Source organism: Ruegeria sp. BI11 (genome assembly GCF_056538005.1).
Window position 1 is genome coordinate 64,654 of sequence record NZ_JBQFSM010000005.1, and the last position, 14,953, is coordinate 79,606.

Annotated in this window: 13 protein-coding genes; 6 read left to right on the forward strand and 7 right to left on the reverse strand. The window is 56.5% G+C overall.

Going from position 1 to position 14,953, the window contains the following annotated elements:
- Positions 1–21: 21 nt before the first annotated feature.
- Both ACR0DT_RS12615 and ACR0DT_RS12620 read right to left on the reverse strand, forming a co-directional pair.
- Positions 22–972 (reverse strand): ABC transporter substrate-binding protein, encoded by a 951-nt coding sequence (locus ACR0DT_RS12615; RefSeq protein ID WP_480711088.1) that lies wholly within the window; start codon positions 970–972, stop codon positions 22–24.
- A 361-nt stretch (positions 973–1,333) separates the two neighbouring features.
- On the reverse strand, positions 1,334–1,516 hold the full coding sequence (locus ACR0DT_RS12620) for a hypothetical protein (protein ID WP_480711089.1): 183 nt from the start codon (positions 1,514–1,516) through the stop codon (positions 1,334–1,336).
- 162 nt (positions 1,517–1,678) lie between these two features.
- Here ACR0DT_RS12620 and ACR0DT_RS12625 point away from each other — a divergent pair, with 162 nt between their 5' ends.
- Positions 1,679–2,572, forward strand: coding sequence for a helix-turn-helix domain-containing protein (locus ACR0DT_RS12625; protein WP_480711090.1), 894 nt, complete (start codon positions 1,679–1,681; stop codon positions 2,570–2,572).
- A gap of 292 nt (positions 2,573–2,864) precedes the next feature.
- Positions 2,865–3,734, forward strand: coding sequence for a bifunctional allantoicase/(S)-ureidoglycine aminohydrolase (locus tag ACR0DT_RS12630; RefSeq protein WP_480711091.1), 870 nt, complete (start codon positions 2,865–2,867; stop codon positions 3,732–3,734).
- A 163-nt stretch (positions 3,735–3,897) separates the two neighbouring features.
- Here ACR0DT_RS12630 and ACR0DT_RS12635 read toward each other — a convergent pair whose 3' ends face one another.
- From ACR0DT_RS12635 to puuE, 3 genes are read right to left on the reverse strand one after another with little or no spacing between them, the layout of a single operon-like run.
- The gene (locus tag ACR0DT_RS12635; RefSeq protein WP_480711092.1) at positions 3,898–5,322 is read right to left on the reverse strand and encodes a uracil-xanthine permease family protein; all 1,425 of its coding nucleotides are present in this window, start codon (positions 5,320–5,322) and stop codon (positions 3,898–3,900) included.
- 54 nt (positions 5,323–5,376) lie between these two features.
- Positions 5,377–5,862: an ureidoglycolate lyase gene (locus tag ACR0DT_RS12640; protein ID WP_480711093.1), complete on the reverse strand. Its 486-nt coding sequence runs from the start codon at positions 5,860–5,862 to the stop codon at positions 5,377–5,379.
- Positions 5,859–7,271, reverse strand: coding sequence for an allantoinase PuuE (gene puuE, locus ACR0DT_RS12645; protein ID WP_480711094.1), 1,413 nt, complete (start codon positions 7,269–7,271; stop codon positions 5,859–5,861). The genes ACR0DT_RS12640 and puuE overlap by 4 nt, the downstream gene beginning before the upstream one ends.
- A 147-nt stretch (positions 7,272–7,418) precedes the next feature.
- Here puuE and uraH point away from each other — a divergent pair, with 147 nt between their 5' ends.
- Positions 7,419–7,772, forward strand: coding sequence for a hydroxyisourate hydrolase (gene uraH / locus ACR0DT_RS12650; protein WP_480711095.1), 354 nt, complete (start codon positions 7,419–7,421; stop codon positions 7,770–7,772).
- Between the two features lie 8 nt (positions 7,773–7,780).
- On the opposite strand, the gene ACR0DT_RS12655 is transcribed toward uraH, so the two are convergent.
- Entirely contained in the window at positions 7,781–8,698 is a 918-nt protein-coding gene (locus tag ACR0DT_RS12655) for a LysR family transcriptional regulator (protein WP_480711096.1), read from the reverse strand.
- A 101-nt stretch (positions 8,699–8,799) separates the two neighbouring features.
- Between ACR0DT_RS12655 and ACR0DT_RS12660 the strand changes: the two genes are divergently transcribed.
- A complete protein-coding gene (locus ACR0DT_RS12660) occupies positions 8,800–10,032 on the forward strand; it encodes a urate hydroxylase PuuD (protein WP_480711097.1) in 1,233 nt (410 codons plus the stop codon).
- A gap of 57 nt (positions 10,033–10,089) precedes the next feature.
- Here ACR0DT_RS12660 and ACR0DT_RS12665 read toward each other — a convergent pair whose 3' ends face one another.
- Positions 10,090–10,998, reverse strand: coding sequence for a LysR family transcriptional regulator (locus ACR0DT_RS12665; RefSeq protein WP_480711098.1), 909 nt, complete (start codon positions 10,996–10,998; stop codon positions 10,090–10,092).
- A 156-nt stretch (positions 10,999–11,154) separates the two neighbouring features.
- On the opposite strand from ACR0DT_RS12665, the gene xdhA reads away from it, so the two are divergent.
- Both xdhA and xdhB read left to right on the forward strand, forming a co-directional pair.
- Entirely contained in the window at positions 11,155–12,618 is a 1,464-nt protein-coding gene (xdhA, locus tag ACR0DT_RS12670; RefSeq protein WP_480711099.1) for a xanthine dehydrogenase small subunit, read from the forward strand.
- A gap of 15 nt (positions 12,619–12,633) precedes the next feature.
- Positions 12,634–14,952, forward strand: a complete 2,319-nt coding sequence (xdhB, locus tag ACR0DT_RS12675; RefSeq protein ID WP_480711100.1) for a xanthine dehydrogenase molybdopterin binding subunit — start codon at positions 12,634–12,636, stop codon at positions 14,950–14,952.
- Position 14,953 lies beyond the last annotated feature (1 nt).

The window sequence follows — 14,953 nt, forward strand, 5'->3', positions numbered from 1 at the left end:
TTCAGCTCAGACTGGCGTCACTCACTGTGACATCCAGCCCAGAACGGCATCTTCATTGGCTGCCACCCATTCTTCTGCATAGGCTGCGGGCTCTTTTCCTTCGATCACCAGCGCATAGGTCATGGCGGAAACCGAGTCGGTATCCAGCTTCATGTTGGCTAGCAACTGGGCAACCTCAGGGTATTCATCCTCAAGAGACTTTGCATAGTGCAGGTGCAGATATGCGAGATCCCAGGCGACACCGGCCTCGGACTTCTCAAGCCAGTCCGGATCGTCGGTGGGCTGAAGCACGTTCCACTTGGACGCGTCATAGGCTGGCTCTTCCAGGATCTGCATGTCATGCAGGGCAAACACGTAATGCGGTGTATAGCAGAACCCGACCCACGGGTCGCCCGCCTTGATCGCATTGTCGAGGTTCGCATAGGCGACCGTCTCGTCAATCTCGGTCAGCTCCATGACCTGATCATAACCGTATGACTTAGCCCGGATTTTCTCGACATTGGTCGAGGCCCAACCCGGCGCGCCGATCCAGACTTCACCCTGACCGTCCCCATTGCTGTCGAACAGCGCCGCAATGTCAGGATTGGTCAGATCGTCGATCGAACGGATATCGTTGGCATCCGCAGTGGCCTTGTCGACACACATGCCTTGGAACGCCTCAACGCCATTGGCGTTGAACGCAACCGTGCCTTTGTCAGTTACATAAGTGTCATGCAGGTTCTGCTGGTTCGGCATCCAGACCTCGGGGTGAACATGCATCGCGCCCGAATCCATCGCTTCGAAAACGATTGGGTTGGTGCCATTCTGCAGCTCAACCTCAAGCCCGAGGTTCTGTTCAATCGCCACCTTCAAGATATGCGCTGTCGCATTCACCGAGGGCCAGTTCGGCACACCGATTACGATATCCGCAGCCATAGCAGGCCCGGCGATCGCCATTGATGCGCCTCCCAGTAGCGTTGCAAATTTTTTCATCTGATATCTCCATGTTGGTCGTATTTGGTGCTTGTTTTTGCCCGGCCTGACCGTAGCGCACCTTTCGAACAATTGCCGGAAAGCCGAACTTCCCATACTTTTTAGCCAACGGCTTATAACACCGGGCTGGCCGGAAAATTGAAACATGCCAGCACGCCACCCATCAAGAGTTACGCGCGACAATTTCATTTATACGGGATTATCGTAGTTTAGTTTCGACTTTTTGCAAATCTATTGCCTGAGATATCTGAATTTAGAGCTGAAAGACGTACCGCGAAACCAGTTCTATCTTGTTCTGGAAGACACGCATCCGATTGTTGACCGCGGCAGAGCCGCGATTCACATCTCTTGCCGGGCCGCGCTAAACGTCGTGACCGCCAGAGAAACGATGACGGCGCATGGCCGATACCGAGCCGCTGCGCTGCTTGCGCTCTGGTCGCCAAACCTCATCAGCGTCGCGGAGCCGACGACCCGCCGGGTTCGACAGCACACCGAAGAAGATCGCATCAAGCGCACCGGGATAAGGGGAAATACGACGGGTCATAGCAAAATCCTTTCTCGTTTCTGCTCTGAACCTGCACTCATGACAGCGCCGCTTCCCACCGACGTAATCCGCCAGAATCCGTAAGTCATCCGTAAGCTGCTTGGGGGAATACCCTAAATCTGGCATATTGCCCGATGACTGCCCCGCTATTTCCGAGGCTCCATGACTGATCGTTCATCCCTTTTTGCCCAAAAGTTACGAAGCTTTCGCGCCTGTAACGGTACTCACGGCCGGATGACGCAAGAGGAACTGGCGCAGTTGTTGGATGTAAGCGTCGATGCAATCAGCAAGTACGAACGCTCGCTGTCTTTCATGCGTGGCGATTTGGAGCATCGATTGCGAGAGAACCTTGGTTGGAGCCGCAAGGAGATCGTCGCATGCCGTGCCGACTGGAACCGGTACTCGCACCGCGCGCCGTCCGAATACCGAGTCTTTCGGGAGCACGATGTCGCATCAGAATTCGGATCAATCGAAAATGCCGACGTCGCAGTTCAAGCATTGGAAGACGCAGGCGCACACCCATTCCCCGAGGGTTTTTCGGCCGGGGACCCCATCTGGCAAAAGATTCTTCGCGATGGCGCTTTGTCAGGTGTCTACGTCATGCACACTGGAAGACTTTCTGCGCATTTGTCGTTGGTTTTTCTGGACGCATCCTTGGCGGCGAAGTTCTGCGAAAGATGCCTTGTCGAAGCCGAATTCAGCCTCGACGCCATTCGGCGCCCTATCCTTCCCGGTGACTACTTCGGCTATTGCGCCGGTGTCTATATCGCGCCAGGCCATCAGAAGGCCGCGCTGCATTTACTGTCGGGTTTCGTCGATATTTTGGAAGATCTCGCGGATCGAGAGGTATTCCTGAAGGACCTGGCCGCCATCGCCGCCAGCCCCATAGGGCATCAACTGTGCAAAGATCTCGGGTTCAATTTTTTAGGTCCGCATGTTCACTGCGAAGGGCTGGAATTCTGGCGCTTTGCAGGTAGGCAAATACCGGCTTCGCTTTTCGCAAGACGCAGTCCTGACCTTCGGGACGCCTACGCGGCCCGCTTCCTTTCGAGTTGAGGATCGCGTGCCCAAAGAAACTGCCCACACCAACGCATGTTCCGGCAGGCCCAACGTAGCCACCACGCATCACAATGGCCCGCCCACTTGGGGTATTTTGATTTTGCGTCAGTTGCGCTTTTACTCGGGGGCTAACCTCGCCACCGAGTTGGCGCGATGTAAAACTGAGGGTGAGCTGCAACAACGGACACTTTCAAATCTTTTCGAATAGAGCTGTCGCCTCTTTGCGGGTGGTCCACACCCGGTCATCGGCGCATATTTTAGAGAACACGGTTTTTCTTCAGGAGCATACATGAGCACCAAGTATTTCGCGCCGCACGGGGGCCATCCCGGGCAGGACCAACTGTTGACTGACCGCGCTGTATTTACGGACGCATATGCCGTGATCCCCAAGGGTACGATGAGGGATATCGTGACCAGTTTCCTGCCGTTCTGGGACGACACACGCTTGTGGGTGATCTCGCGCCCGTTGAGCGGCTTTGCCGAAACGTTCTCGCAATACATCATGGAAGTTCAACCGGGTGGAGGGTCTGACCGACCCGAGACCGACCCCGAGGCCGAAGGCGTTTTGTTCGTTGTCGAAGGAACAGCAACGTTAAGCATCGAAGGCAAAACCCATGAATTGACCCCCGGCGGTTATGCCTATTTGCCTTCGGCGAGTGAATGGACCCTGCACAACCGTTCCGAGGACACACTGCGGTTCCATTGGATCCGGAAGGCGTATGAGGCGGTCGAGGGATTGGATAAGCCCGACGTGCTGGTCCTCAACGAAAACGATATCGAACCAACGACGATGCCCGGCACAGACGGCAAATGGGCCACAACGCGGTTTGTCGACCCAAGCGACCTGCGTCACGACATGCATGTCACGATTGTCACGTTCGAACCCGGCGCGGTTATTCCGTTTCTTGAGACGCACGTAATGGAGCATGGCCTCTATGTGCTCGAAGGCAAAGCTGTTTACCGGTTGAACAATGACTGGGTCGAAGTTGAGGCCGGAGATTACATGTGGTTACGCGCGTTCTGCCCCCAAGCCTGCTACGCAGGTGGTCCGGGCAAATTCCGCTATCTTCTTTACAAGGACGTAAACCGGCACATGGCGCTGCGGCCCGGCTTTGCCACCTATCCACAGCATCAACGCCTGAGTACAGCGGCTGAATAACTGCCGACCGATGACAGAATTAACCAACGGGCCGCTCCGATTTCGGGGCGGCCTAGTCTTTTGGGCATTAATCAAATGCCTCCAGGCAGTGAAACTATAGAACAAAGAAAAGCGGCGCGCACAGGCACGCCGCTTTTTTTCCCATGACACGAGGAAAGACGTATCAGACGTGATCGTCGTGTCCGATGGACCCCTGACCATGACCCGCCATACCACCTGAAACCTCTTCGGTTGCCTCGTCCGAAAGCTCCTCCGGTAGAACCAGATTCAGGACAATGGCGATGACCGCGGCAGGCAAGATGCCAGAAGTGGCCAGAACCTTTATCGTGCCAGGCAGATACTGCAGGGCGCCGGGCTCAAGCTGCAATCCAAGACCGAGGCTCAGAGCAATCGCAAAGATCACCATATTGCGGCGATTCCAGTTCACGTCCGACAACATCGAGACACCTGCCGCGACCACCATGCCGAACATTACGATCACGCCCCCGCCAAGCACCTCGATCGGAATAGACGAGATAATCGCGCCGATTTTGGGGATCAGGCCGCAAATGATCAGGAAAAGCGCGCCGATGGTGACGACCATACGACTCATGACGCCCGTCATGGCAATCAGCCCGACGTTCTGGCTGAACGACGTATTCGGCAATGCGCCGAATAGACCCGAGATCGCGGTGCCGACACCATCAGCATAGGTCGCGCCCTGAATTTCCTTGTCGGTCGCTTCACGCCCAGCACCCCCTTTGGTGATACCGGACACGTCGCCCACCGTTTCAACCGCTGATACAAAGGACATCGCGCAGAAACCGATGATCGCCGCGACCGAGAATTCGATGCCAAAATGCAGCGGATTCGGCAGCGCAAAGGAGGCCGCGTTACCAACGTTGCCCAGGTTTACCTGACCAAGTGCAAAGGCCATCGCATAACCAACCAACAGGCCGATCAGAACCGCGGACACGGACAACATGCCCCGCGCAAAGAACTTCAGGCCCAGCGTAACCACGATCACGGTGCTGGCCATGAACCAATTCAGGCCCGAGCCATATTCCTCGGTGCCTATGGCGGGCACTCCTCCAGCAGCGTATTGAACGCCGACCTTCACAAGCGCCAGACCGATCATTGTCACCACAAGACCCGTCACCAGTGGCGGAAGCGCAAAGCGAAGACGCCCGATGAATAATCCCAGAAAGGCGTGGAACAGCCCACCGACGACAACGCCGCCCATCAGGACAGCAATGGCATCAACGCCCTTTCCAACAACCAATGGGATCATGATCGGGATAAAAGCAAACGAGGTGCCCTGCACGATGGGCAGCCGGGCACCGATAGGCCCCACACCAATGGACTGGAACAGTGTCGCGACGCCCGCAAAGAACATCGACATCTGGATCATATAGATCATCTGCGGGAAATCGGGGCTGTTCGAGCCGAACCCAAACCCGGCCGCTCCGCACACGATAATGGCTGGCGTGACGTTCGACACGAACATCGCCAGCACATGCTGAATGCCCAGTGGGACCGCTTTAATAAGCGGTGGTGAGTAGTTCGGATCGCGGAGCTGCTCCGGCGTCCCGATGGTTGCATCTGACATTTTGTCTTTCCTCCCTTAAGAGACGTTGACCGGCTCCTCTTCCGGCAACGTTTCTTATTCCGTGATTGTGAAGGGCTCCTCGAACCAATGCTCCTCGAGGTTGGACCCGGTTCCAATTCGATCGACCACCGCAAACAGCCCCGGCGCATGAAGTGGGGTCAGAACCCCGTGCCAAGTGTTGCGGTGGTAATTCACGCCCTGACCTGGTTTGGTTTTGAACGCGATGGGCTGGCCCGGAATTCCATCTTTGTCGGGTGCTACAACCACAACAAAGGGCTTGTCCGACAAGGGCAGAAACGCCTGACTCCCATCAGGGTGACGTTCAACCATTTCCAGTTTGATCGGCAGGCTGAACGCCTCGGATTGAAACACGCTGATCCCGGCGCGCCCATCGTGGAAATCCAGCACGGCGCGGTCATGATAGCGCGCGCACTTGCCCTGATTGATGTATTTGTCCACATCACCAGCCACTTCGATGACATCGCCGAATGGCGCAAAGGCCTCGGATGTCAAAGGCCTTAGCTTCAAGACAGTCGTCATACCTCGAATTTCTCAATCAGGCGCAGTTCCGCGATCCGTTCAACCTGACGGCAGGCCTCGGCAAACTCGGTGTCGCGGTCGCTGTCGATACGGCGGTTGAAGGCGTCTAGAATGCTGGCTTTCGTGTTGTCCTTGACCGCAATGATGAAGGGAAAGCCGAACTTGGTTGTGTAGGCCTCGTTCAGCGCCGTGAAAGTCGCGCGTTCTTCGTCCGTCAGCATATCCAGACCGGCCCCTGCCTGTTCGGACGTGCTTTCCTTGGTCAGACGACCGGCCGCGGCAAGCTTGCCTGCCAGATCCGGGTGGGCAGTCAGAACGCCCAGGCGCTGTTCGGCAGTTGCCGTGCGGAACACCCGCGCCAGTGCGTTGAGAACACCGGCAGCATTGTCATGGGTCGGCCCAAGCTCCAAATCATACGCGCCTTCGGCAATCCACGGGCTGTGTTCGAATACGCCGCCGAATTCGGCAACAAAGGTGGGCTGGTCCATTTCGGACGGGGTTAGGCGTTGCATAGGGGGGTGTTCCGTTGCCCAGTGATCGGCAATCTGTTCGCGCGTGGCGAACCAGACACCATCGTGTTTCATGAAATGCTCCAACACGCGTTTCAGCGCCATGGCGCGACCCGGGCGGCCAATCAACCGGCAGTGCAGACCGATTGAAAGCATCTTGGGCGCACCGGCTTCGCCTTCGGCATACAGCATGTCGAAGCTGTCTTTCAGGTAGCTTTCGAACTGGTCGCCAGTGGTGAACCCCGCCTGAATCGCAAAGCGCATGTCGTTGCAATCCAGCGTATAAGGCATAATCAATTGGTCCTTGCCGCCAGCCTTTGTCCAATATGGCAAATCGTCGGCATAGCTGTCTGCGATATATGCAAAGTCGCCTTCCTCGGCAGCCAGATCGACTGTATTCATCGAACAGCGGCCCGTGTACCAACCGCGCGGCGTCTCGCCCGTTACCTCGGTATGCAGACGGATCGCTTCGCGGATTTGCGCGCGCTCTTCGTCTGGGCTCATGTCTTTGTGCTCGATCCACTTTAGGCCATGGCTGGCGATTTCCCAACCCGCGTTTTTCATAGCTGCAACTTGCGCCGGTGCGCGGGCCAAAGCGGTGGCGACGCCATAAACGGTAATGGGGAGGTCCTGCAGAAGCTGGTGAACCCGCCAGAACCCGGCGCGGCTGCCATATTCGTAGATCGTTTCCATATTCCAGTGTCTTTGCCCGGGCCAGGGGGCGGCCCCAGTGACCTCGGACAAGAACGCCTCGGATGCGGCATCGCCGTGCAGGATGTTGTTTTCGCCACCTTCTTCGTAGTTCAGTACAATCTGAACCGCGATTTTGGAATCATTGGGCCAGTTGGCTTTGGGCACTTGCCCACCATAGCCAGTCATATCTCGTGGATAACGCGTCACATCAATTTCCTTCTTCTTGAAATGATGAATACCCCAGATAATCGATGATGTTTTTCAAAAAATACAACAAAGAGTTTCGGACAGTCAGCCTTTGCCTCTTGGGGAGTATTCGGATTAGTAATTTCCAAGTTTCAAAGAGAGGCTCAAATGTCAGGTTACCTTACTACACATGTTCTGGACACGGCGCGGGGGTGCCCTGCCGAGGGTCTGAAAATCGAACTTTTTCGACTTGAGGGGTCAGACCGTACGTTGCTGAAAACCCTAGTTACCAATGACGACGGCCGCACGGATGAACAAATCCTGCCCGAAGCCGAGTTTTCAACGGGTGAATACGAGCTGATCTTCTACGCCGGAGATTACCTCGACGCTTGCGGCACCCCACCCGAAGATCCACGCTTTCTGAACGTGATCCCGATCCGGTTCGGAATGTCCGAACACTCGCACTATCATGTGCCGCTGCTTCTTTCGCCCTTCGGCTATTCAACCTACCGCGGCAGCTGAGCGGCCTTTTAGGGCGTGTTTGTCTCAGCAATCGTTGAACCGATACGCTCTATTATGAACTCCATGAACAGGCGCGTTTTGGGGTCCTGCATACGGCGGTGAGTAAACAAACACGCCATTTGAATCGGCTCCGGTGGCGTTTTCAGCGCGACCGGAACTAAAGTACCGGCGCTGAGGTACTTTGAAATCTCAAAAACCGGCTTCAACGCAATGCCGTGCCCGGCCAGTGCCCAATCAGTCAACACGTCGCCATCATCTGACTCGTATCGCCCTGAAACACGGAATCTCTTTGGCCCGGTTTCAGTTCTTAGAAGCCACTGGAATTCGGTCGCACCGGGAAACCGCAGGCTGAGGCATTCATGACCATTGGAGACAATATCGTCGCCACTTTCCGGCATCCCATGTTTCTTGATGTATTTCGGGGATGCGCACAGAACCCGTTCCACATCGGCAATCTTACGAATGCGCAAATTACTGTCCTCGGGCTGACCAAGGAAGAAAGCCAAGTCCAGGCCTTCGGTCGTAATATCCACGTTTCGATCAGTCAGCCTTAGCCGAACATTCACCTCGGGATATTCAGCCAGAAACTTCGGCACCTGCGGTGCTATCAAACGCCGACCAACCCCCAATGGGGCGGCAATATACAGCGATCCTTTCAGGTTCTCGGTGATATTGACGATTTGCGCTTCGGCGTTTTGGACGGCTTCAAGAATTTCCGTCGCTCCCCGATAAAACGATTTTCCTTGCTCGGTCGGCGTCAGGCTGCGCGTGGTGCGTTGAAACAGCCGGACGCCAAGATGTTCTTCAAGCTGGGAGATTCTGGCCGACGTTACAGCCGGTGAAACCCGCAGATCACGGCCTGCGGCGGACATGCTGCCCAATTCGTAAACACGGACAAACGTTCGGATGTTATCAAAGTAGGACATTATTTTGCATTTTTTGATACTGCTTGGTCTTTCGTAGCAATACCAGAGGAAAACACTATCGCATAGAGTGTCTGGGAACTTAGAATCTTAGGAGCAAAGCCATGTACGACTTGGCCGTAATGTGGGAGTGGATCGCTTTTTCCGTCCGCTGGCTGCATGTGATCACCGCGATGGCGTGGATTGGCGCGTCATTCTATTTTATCGCGCTGGACCTCATGCTGAAGCCGAACCCTGCCCTGCCGGAGGGGGCCTACGGCGAAGAATGGGAAGTACACGGTGGCGGGTTCTACCACACCGTCAAATACCTGGTGGCGCCTGCCCGGATGCCCGAACATCTGACCTGGCACAAATGGCAAAGTTATACGACATGGCTATCCGGTGCGGCCCTGCTAATGATCATTTACTGGGTCGGAGGCGAGCTGTTCCTGCTTGATCCGACCAAGGTGGACCTGTCGCTGTGGCAGGGCATCTTGATCTCGGGCGGATCGCTGACCATTGGGTGGCTGCTGTATGACCAGATGTGCAAATCCAAGCTCAGCGACCACCCAACCGTTTTGATGCTGTTGCTGTTCGTGATCCTGGTGATCATGTCCTGGGGCTATAACCAGATCTTCACCGGTCGAGCCGCCCTTTTGCATCTTGGCGCCTTCACCGCGACGATCATGACGGCCAACGTGTTCTTTCAGATCATGCCGAACCAACGGATCGTGGTTGAAGACCTCAAGGCTGGTCGAACACCTGATGCCAAATATGGAAAGATCGCCAAGGTGCGTTCGACGCACAACAACTACCTGACCTTGCCGGTCGTATTCCTGATGCTGTCGAACCACTACCCGCTGGCTTTCGGGACCGAGTATTCGTGGATCATCGCCAGCCTGATCTTCCTGACCGGTGTGACTATCCGGCATTATTTCAACACCATGCACTCAACCGGAAAGGGCCCGCACTGGACCTGGGCTGTCACGGTAATTCTCATGATCGTAATCGCATGGCTGTCTTCGGTAAGGCCGACCGAGACATGGGAAGATGCAGAAGCACGCGAGCTGACGCCGTATGAGGAGAAATATGCGTCAGCCGCAAGTTTCGAGGCCGCGTATGAAACGGTTCTGGGCAATTGCTCCATGTGCCACGCGCGCGAGCCGGTCTATGGCACCATGAAATGGGCCCCCAAGAAAGTTTACCTTGAAACACCCGGTGACGTTGCCCGGCAGGCCGACCAGATTTATCTGCAGGCCGGGATCAGCCACGCAATGCCGCCGCCATCAGCGGTTCAAATGGACGAAGAAGCGCGCCAGACGATCATAGCATGGATCAATGAAGTTCGGGATCATTAACCAACAAACCAATTGGTGACAGGCAAACTGGGTTTTCACGCCCAGTTTTTTTGTTTCTTAGCCTTGTACGAAAAAGCGTTTGCTGCGCTGCGCGATATGTTCAACGAAAAGACGAACCTTGGGGTCCTGAAGCTTTTTATGCGGGTAAAGACACCCGAAAATCGTCGGCAACGGGGGGGTCTTCGGTAGGACCTCAACCAACCGTCCATCCTCAAGATATTCCCGCACGTCGAAACGTGGCTTGTTGACGATACCCTTACCGGCAAGGGCCCAGTCCGTCAGCACATCGCCATCATCGGCATCGTACTTGCCACGAACCTCTAGCTTTCGCGGGCCCATATCGGTGTTGAGGGTCCAAAAGTATTCTGGTGATCTGGGATACCGCAACAACAGGCAATTGTGAGGGGTGTGCAGCAGGTCATCCGGTGTTTTAGGTACACCAAAGTTCGACAGGTATTCCGGCGACGCACACAGCACGCGATCGCAATCCGCGAATTTCCGCAGTTTCATGGTGGAATCACCGGGCTCGCCAATAAAGAACGCGATGTCCAAACCGTCGGCCATTATGTCCACCTTGCGGTCGGACAGGCGCATGCGAATCTCTGTTTCCGGGTAGAGATCCGAGAAATCCGGCACCAGTGGCGCAACGATTCTACGCCCAACACCCAGCGGTGCGGTGATGCGAATGGCGCCTCGGGGGGCGTCCGAAAAGCTGGCGACGCGTGCTTCTGCGTTATCAATCGCCAGCAGAACGGCCTTGGCCTCGTCATAAAAAACCGATCCGACTTCGGTTGGCGTCATCGACCGGGTTGTTCTGTTGAACAGCCGCACGCCCAAATGGTTCTCAAGCTCTTTCAAACGTTTGCTGGCCACCGCCGGGGTTAGCCGTAGGTCCCGCCCGCCGGACGTAATGCTGCCCAGTTCCATCACTCTGACAAAGACGCGCAGACTTTCTATGTACGACATTCGATCCTCCACTTGCGGAAAGACTGCGCCATGGCGTTTTCTTTTTCAACGTTCTGTTGAAAGTATTTGCCGTTTCCGGCGATTTTAAGACTCAATCGTTGCGCCTATGGTCCCTCCGATCACCCACCTGACAGGCAGGGGCATAGGGAGAATACCATGACGCATCGCACCGACATCCAATTTGTCCTGAATGGCAAGGATGTGTCCGTTCCAAACGTATCAGCAGACCAGACGCTTCTGGATTTCCTGCGGTTGGAGCGTCGGCTGACAGGCACAAAAGAAGGCTGCGCCGAGGGCGACTGTGGCGCGTGCACCGTGCTTGTTGGACGGCTTGGCAGTGAAGGTCTGGCCTATGTTCCCGTGAATGCCTGCATTCGGTTCCTTGCCTCGGTCGATGGCTGTCACGTCGTGACGGTGGAACACCTGTCCGGCCCTGACGGTCGCCTGCACCCGGTTCAGCAAGCGATGATCGATCACCACGGCAGCCAATGCGGTTTCTGCACGCCGGGTTTCGTCATGGCGCTGTATGCGCTTTGGATGCAGACCCCTGAGCCAACCGAGACACAAGTCGAAACCGCGCTGCAGGGCAACCTGTGCCGCTGCACCGGATATGAACCGATCATCCGTGCCGCCGTTGCCGTCAGCCGCTATGGCACCCCGGCATCGGACCACCTGAACACCGAACGTGAAACCATGATCGCACGTCTGGCCGCCCTCAAAGACGGACGGCGTGTGATATCCGGCCCAGAGGACAACCTGAGCATTATCCCGTCCAGCGTGGATGATCTTGCCGAGTGTTTGCAAACCTACCCCAAGGCCACAATCGTTGCTGGTGCGACTGATGTGGGCCTTTGGGTCACCAAATTCCTGCGCAACATCGGGCCTGCCATCTTCACCGGTCATCTCGAAGACCTGAAAACAGTCGAAAGACAGGGTTCCCTCCTCCTGATCGGTGCTGGCGCCAGCTACACCGATTGCCAGGAACTCCTGTCCGAGCACTTGCCACACCTGTCCTCCTATTGGGATCGCATCGCAGGGTGGCAGGTGCGGAATATGGGAACTGTTGGCGGGAATATCGCCAACGGCTCCCCCATCGGGGATACGCCTCCGGTTCTGATCGCGCTTGGCGCAGAAATCACACTGCGGCGCGGTTCCGAAAGCCGCACGCTGCCTCTGGCTGATTTCTTCATCGACTATGGCAAGCAAGATCGCCACCCCGATGAGTTTGTCGCAAGCATCCACGTGCCCCTGCCCGGCCCCAACGATCTGGATGCGGCTTACAAGATTTCCAAGCGTCGTGACGAGGACATCTCTTCCGTTGCCGCGGGCATCCACATGACGGTCACGGACGACACGATCAGCAATGCGCGCATCGCATTCGGCGGCATGGCCGCCACACCCAAGCGTGCCGCTGCCGCTGAGGCGGCGCTGAACGGTCAACCCTGGGCGCGCGAAAGCTTTGAAGCCGCCGCTGTGGCGCTGGCACAGGATTTCTCTCCTCTGACCGATTGGCGTGCATCGTCTGACTACCGAATGCTGACCGCCCAGAACCTGCTGCGTCGGTTTTTCCTGGAAAACGACGCCAAAACCGACACCCCCGTTCAACTGGCTTGCGCGTAATTAGGAGACGGCAAAATGAAAGATAGCGTTTCCATCATTGGATCAGCCCACACTAACGTAAAACATGACAGTGCGATCAAGCACGTCACAGGACGGGCCGACTATACCGACGATATTGCCCAGCCCGAAGGCACGCTGCACGCATATCTCGGCGTCTCCGACGTCGCCCATGCCAAGCTGCTGGGCATTGATTTCACCGATGTTCTGGCCACACCCGGCGTTGTCGGCGTACTGACCGCGGAGGACGTGCCAGGGGTCAACGACATCAGCCCGACACATCTGAATGACGAGCCGGTTTTCCCGACCGATGCCATTCAGTTTCACGGTCAGCCTCTGTTTTCCGTCGTTGCCGAAACCCGCGACATTGCGCGCCGCGCAGCGGAACTGGCAAAAATTGACTACGAAGCCCTGCCCCATGCGCTGGACCCGATTGCCGCGCAGGAAGCTGGATATCCCCATGTCACAGCGCCGCTCAAGCTGGAACGCGGCGACGTCGCACCAGCTCAGGCGGCAGCACCGAACCGGATCAAAGGCCGGATGAAAGTTGGTGGTCAGGATCACATGTACCTCGAAGGTCACATCGCATTTGCCATTCCGGGCGAAGACGATGATGTGGTCGTGTATTGCTCCACCCAGCACCCGTCCGAGGCGCAGCATATGGTGGCGCATGTCCTAGGCGTGCCGTCCAACGCCGTTGTGGTCAATGTGCGCCGCATGGGTGGTGGATTTGGCGGCAAAGAAAGCCAGATGAACCTGTTCTGCGCGGTCGCTGCTATGGCCGCCAAAAAGTGGAACCGCGCCGTGAAAATCCGCCCCGACCGGGATCAGGATATGACGGCAACCGGTAAACGCCATGACTTCGTAATCGACTACGACGTCGCCTTTGACGACGATGGTCGAATTCAGGCGGTTGAAGGCAGCTTTGCTGCGCGGTGCGGGTTCTCGGCCGATCTTTCGGGCCCTGTGACCGACCGGGCACTTTTCCACGCGGACAACGCCTATTTCTATCCAAACGTGCGACTGAACAGCCGTCCGATGAAAACCAACACGGTTTCGAATACCGCATTCCGCGGGTTTGGAGGCCCGCAAGGCGTGATCGCGGCCGAGCGGATGATCGAAGAGATCGCCTATGCCACCGGGCAGGACCCGCTTGATGTTCGCAAGGCCAATTTCTACGGCACCACGGACCGCAACATCACCCCGTATCACCAGGAGGTCGAAGACAGCATCCTTGACCGGTTGATCGGAGAACTGGAAGAGACATCGGAATATCGCAATCGCCGGCAAGAGATCATCGAATTCAACAAGACATCGCCGATCCTGAAAAAAGGCATCGCGCTGACGCCGGTCAAATTCGGCATTTCCTTCACTGCGACCTGGTACAATCAGGCTGGCGCGCTGGTGCATGTCTACAATGACGGCTCGATCCATCTGAACCACGGCGGCACCGAAATGGGGCAAGGCCTCAACACCAAGGTTGCACAGGTCGTGGCCGAGGCGTTCCAGGTTGATTTCAACCGTATCAAGATCACCAAAACGACTACAGAGAAGGTTCCCAACACGTCGGCCACTGCGGCCTCCAGCGGGACCGATCTGAACGGGATGGCGGCGTTGAACGCGGTTGAGCAGATCAAGGCCCGTCTGGTGAAGTTCGCCGCTGAAACGTGGGATGTTCTTCCCGAGGACGTAACCTTCCTCGCCAATCAGGTGCATATCGGCCAAGAGGTTCTACCTTTCGACACGTTCATCAAGCAGGCCTATCTGGCGCGTGTGCAACTGTCTGCAGCTGGGTTCTACAAAACGCCGAAAATCCACTGGGACCGGGCCAAGGGACAAGGCCGCCCGTTCTACTATTACGCTTACGGCGCGTCATGTTCGGAAGTGACAATTGACACCCTGACCGGTGAGTACCGGGTGGAACGTACGGATGTGCTGCACGATGTCGGACGCTCACTGAACCCTGTGCTCGACAAGGGTCAGGTCGAAGGTGCCTTTATTCAGGGCATGGGATGGCTGACCACTGAAGAGCTGTGGTGGGACGATGCAGGCCGTCTGCGCACCCATGCGCCGTCGACCTACAAGATCCCGCTGGCGTCAGACCGTCCTCGTATTTTCAACGTGAACCTCGCCGATTGGTCGGAAAACCGTGAGTTGACGATCAAACGGTCCAAAGCTGTTGGTGAGCCGCCGTTCATGCTGGGCATTTCGGTGCTCGAGGCCCTGTCGATGGCCGTGGCTTCGGTTGCTGACTATCGGGAATGCCCGCGCCTTGACGCGCCAGCCACGCCCGAACGAGTCCTGATGGCTGTTTCGCGGCTGCAAACGGGGCCCTAAG

What these genes read in the sequence shown, in the direction of transcription:
- ACR0DT_RS12640 (WP_480711093.1), bottom strand. Translation starts at nt 5,862, where the DNA reads ATGACGACTGTCTTGAAGCTAAGGCCTTTGACATCCGAGGCCTTTGCG.
- ACR0DT_RS12635 (WP_480711092.1), bottom strand. Translation starts at nt 5,322, where the DNA reads ATGTCAGATGCAACCATCGGGACGCCGGAGCAGCTCCGCGATCCGAAC.
- uraH (WP_480711095.1), top strand. Translation starts at nt 7,419, where the DNA reads ATGTCAGGTTACCTTACTACACATGTTCTGGACACGGCGCGGGGGTGC.
- ACR0DT_RS12625 (WP_480711090.1), top strand. Translation starts at nt 1,679, where the DNA reads ATGACTGATCGTTCATCCCTTTTTGCCCAAAAGTTACGAAGCTTTCGC.
- xdhA (WP_480711099.1), top strand. Translation starts at nt 11,155, where the DNA reads ATGACGCATCGCACCGACATCCAATTTGTCCTGAATGGCAAGGATGTG.
- xdhB (WP_480711100.1), top strand. Translation starts at nt 12,634, where the DNA reads ATGAAAGATAGCGTTTCCATCATTGGATCAGCCCACACTAACGTAAAA.
- ACR0DT_RS12660 (WP_480711097.1), top strand. Translation starts at nt 8,800, where the DNA reads ATGTACGACTTGGCCGTAATGTGGGAGTGGATCGCTTTTTCCGTCCGC.
- ACR0DT_RS12655 (WP_480711096.1), bottom strand. Translation starts at nt 8,698, where the DNA reads ATGTCCTACTTTGATAACATCCGAACGTTTGTCCGTGTTTACGAATTG.
- ACR0DT_RS12665 (WP_480711098.1), bottom strand. Translation starts at nt 10,998, where the DNA reads ATGTCGTACATAGAAAGTCTGCGCGTCTTTGTCAGAGTGATGGAACTG.
- ACR0DT_RS12615 (WP_480711088.1), bottom strand. Translation starts at nt 972, where the DNA reads ATGAAAAAATTTGCAACGCTACTGGGAGGCGCATCAATGGCGATCGCC.
- ACR0DT_RS12620 (WP_480711089.1), bottom strand. Translation starts at nt 1,516, where the DNA reads ATGACCCGTCGTATTTCCCCTTATCCCGGTGCGCTTGATGCGATCTTC.
- ACR0DT_RS12630 (WP_480711091.1), top strand. Translation starts at nt 2,865, where the DNA reads ATGAGCACCAAGTATTTCGCGCCGCACGGGGGCCATCCCGGGCAGGAC.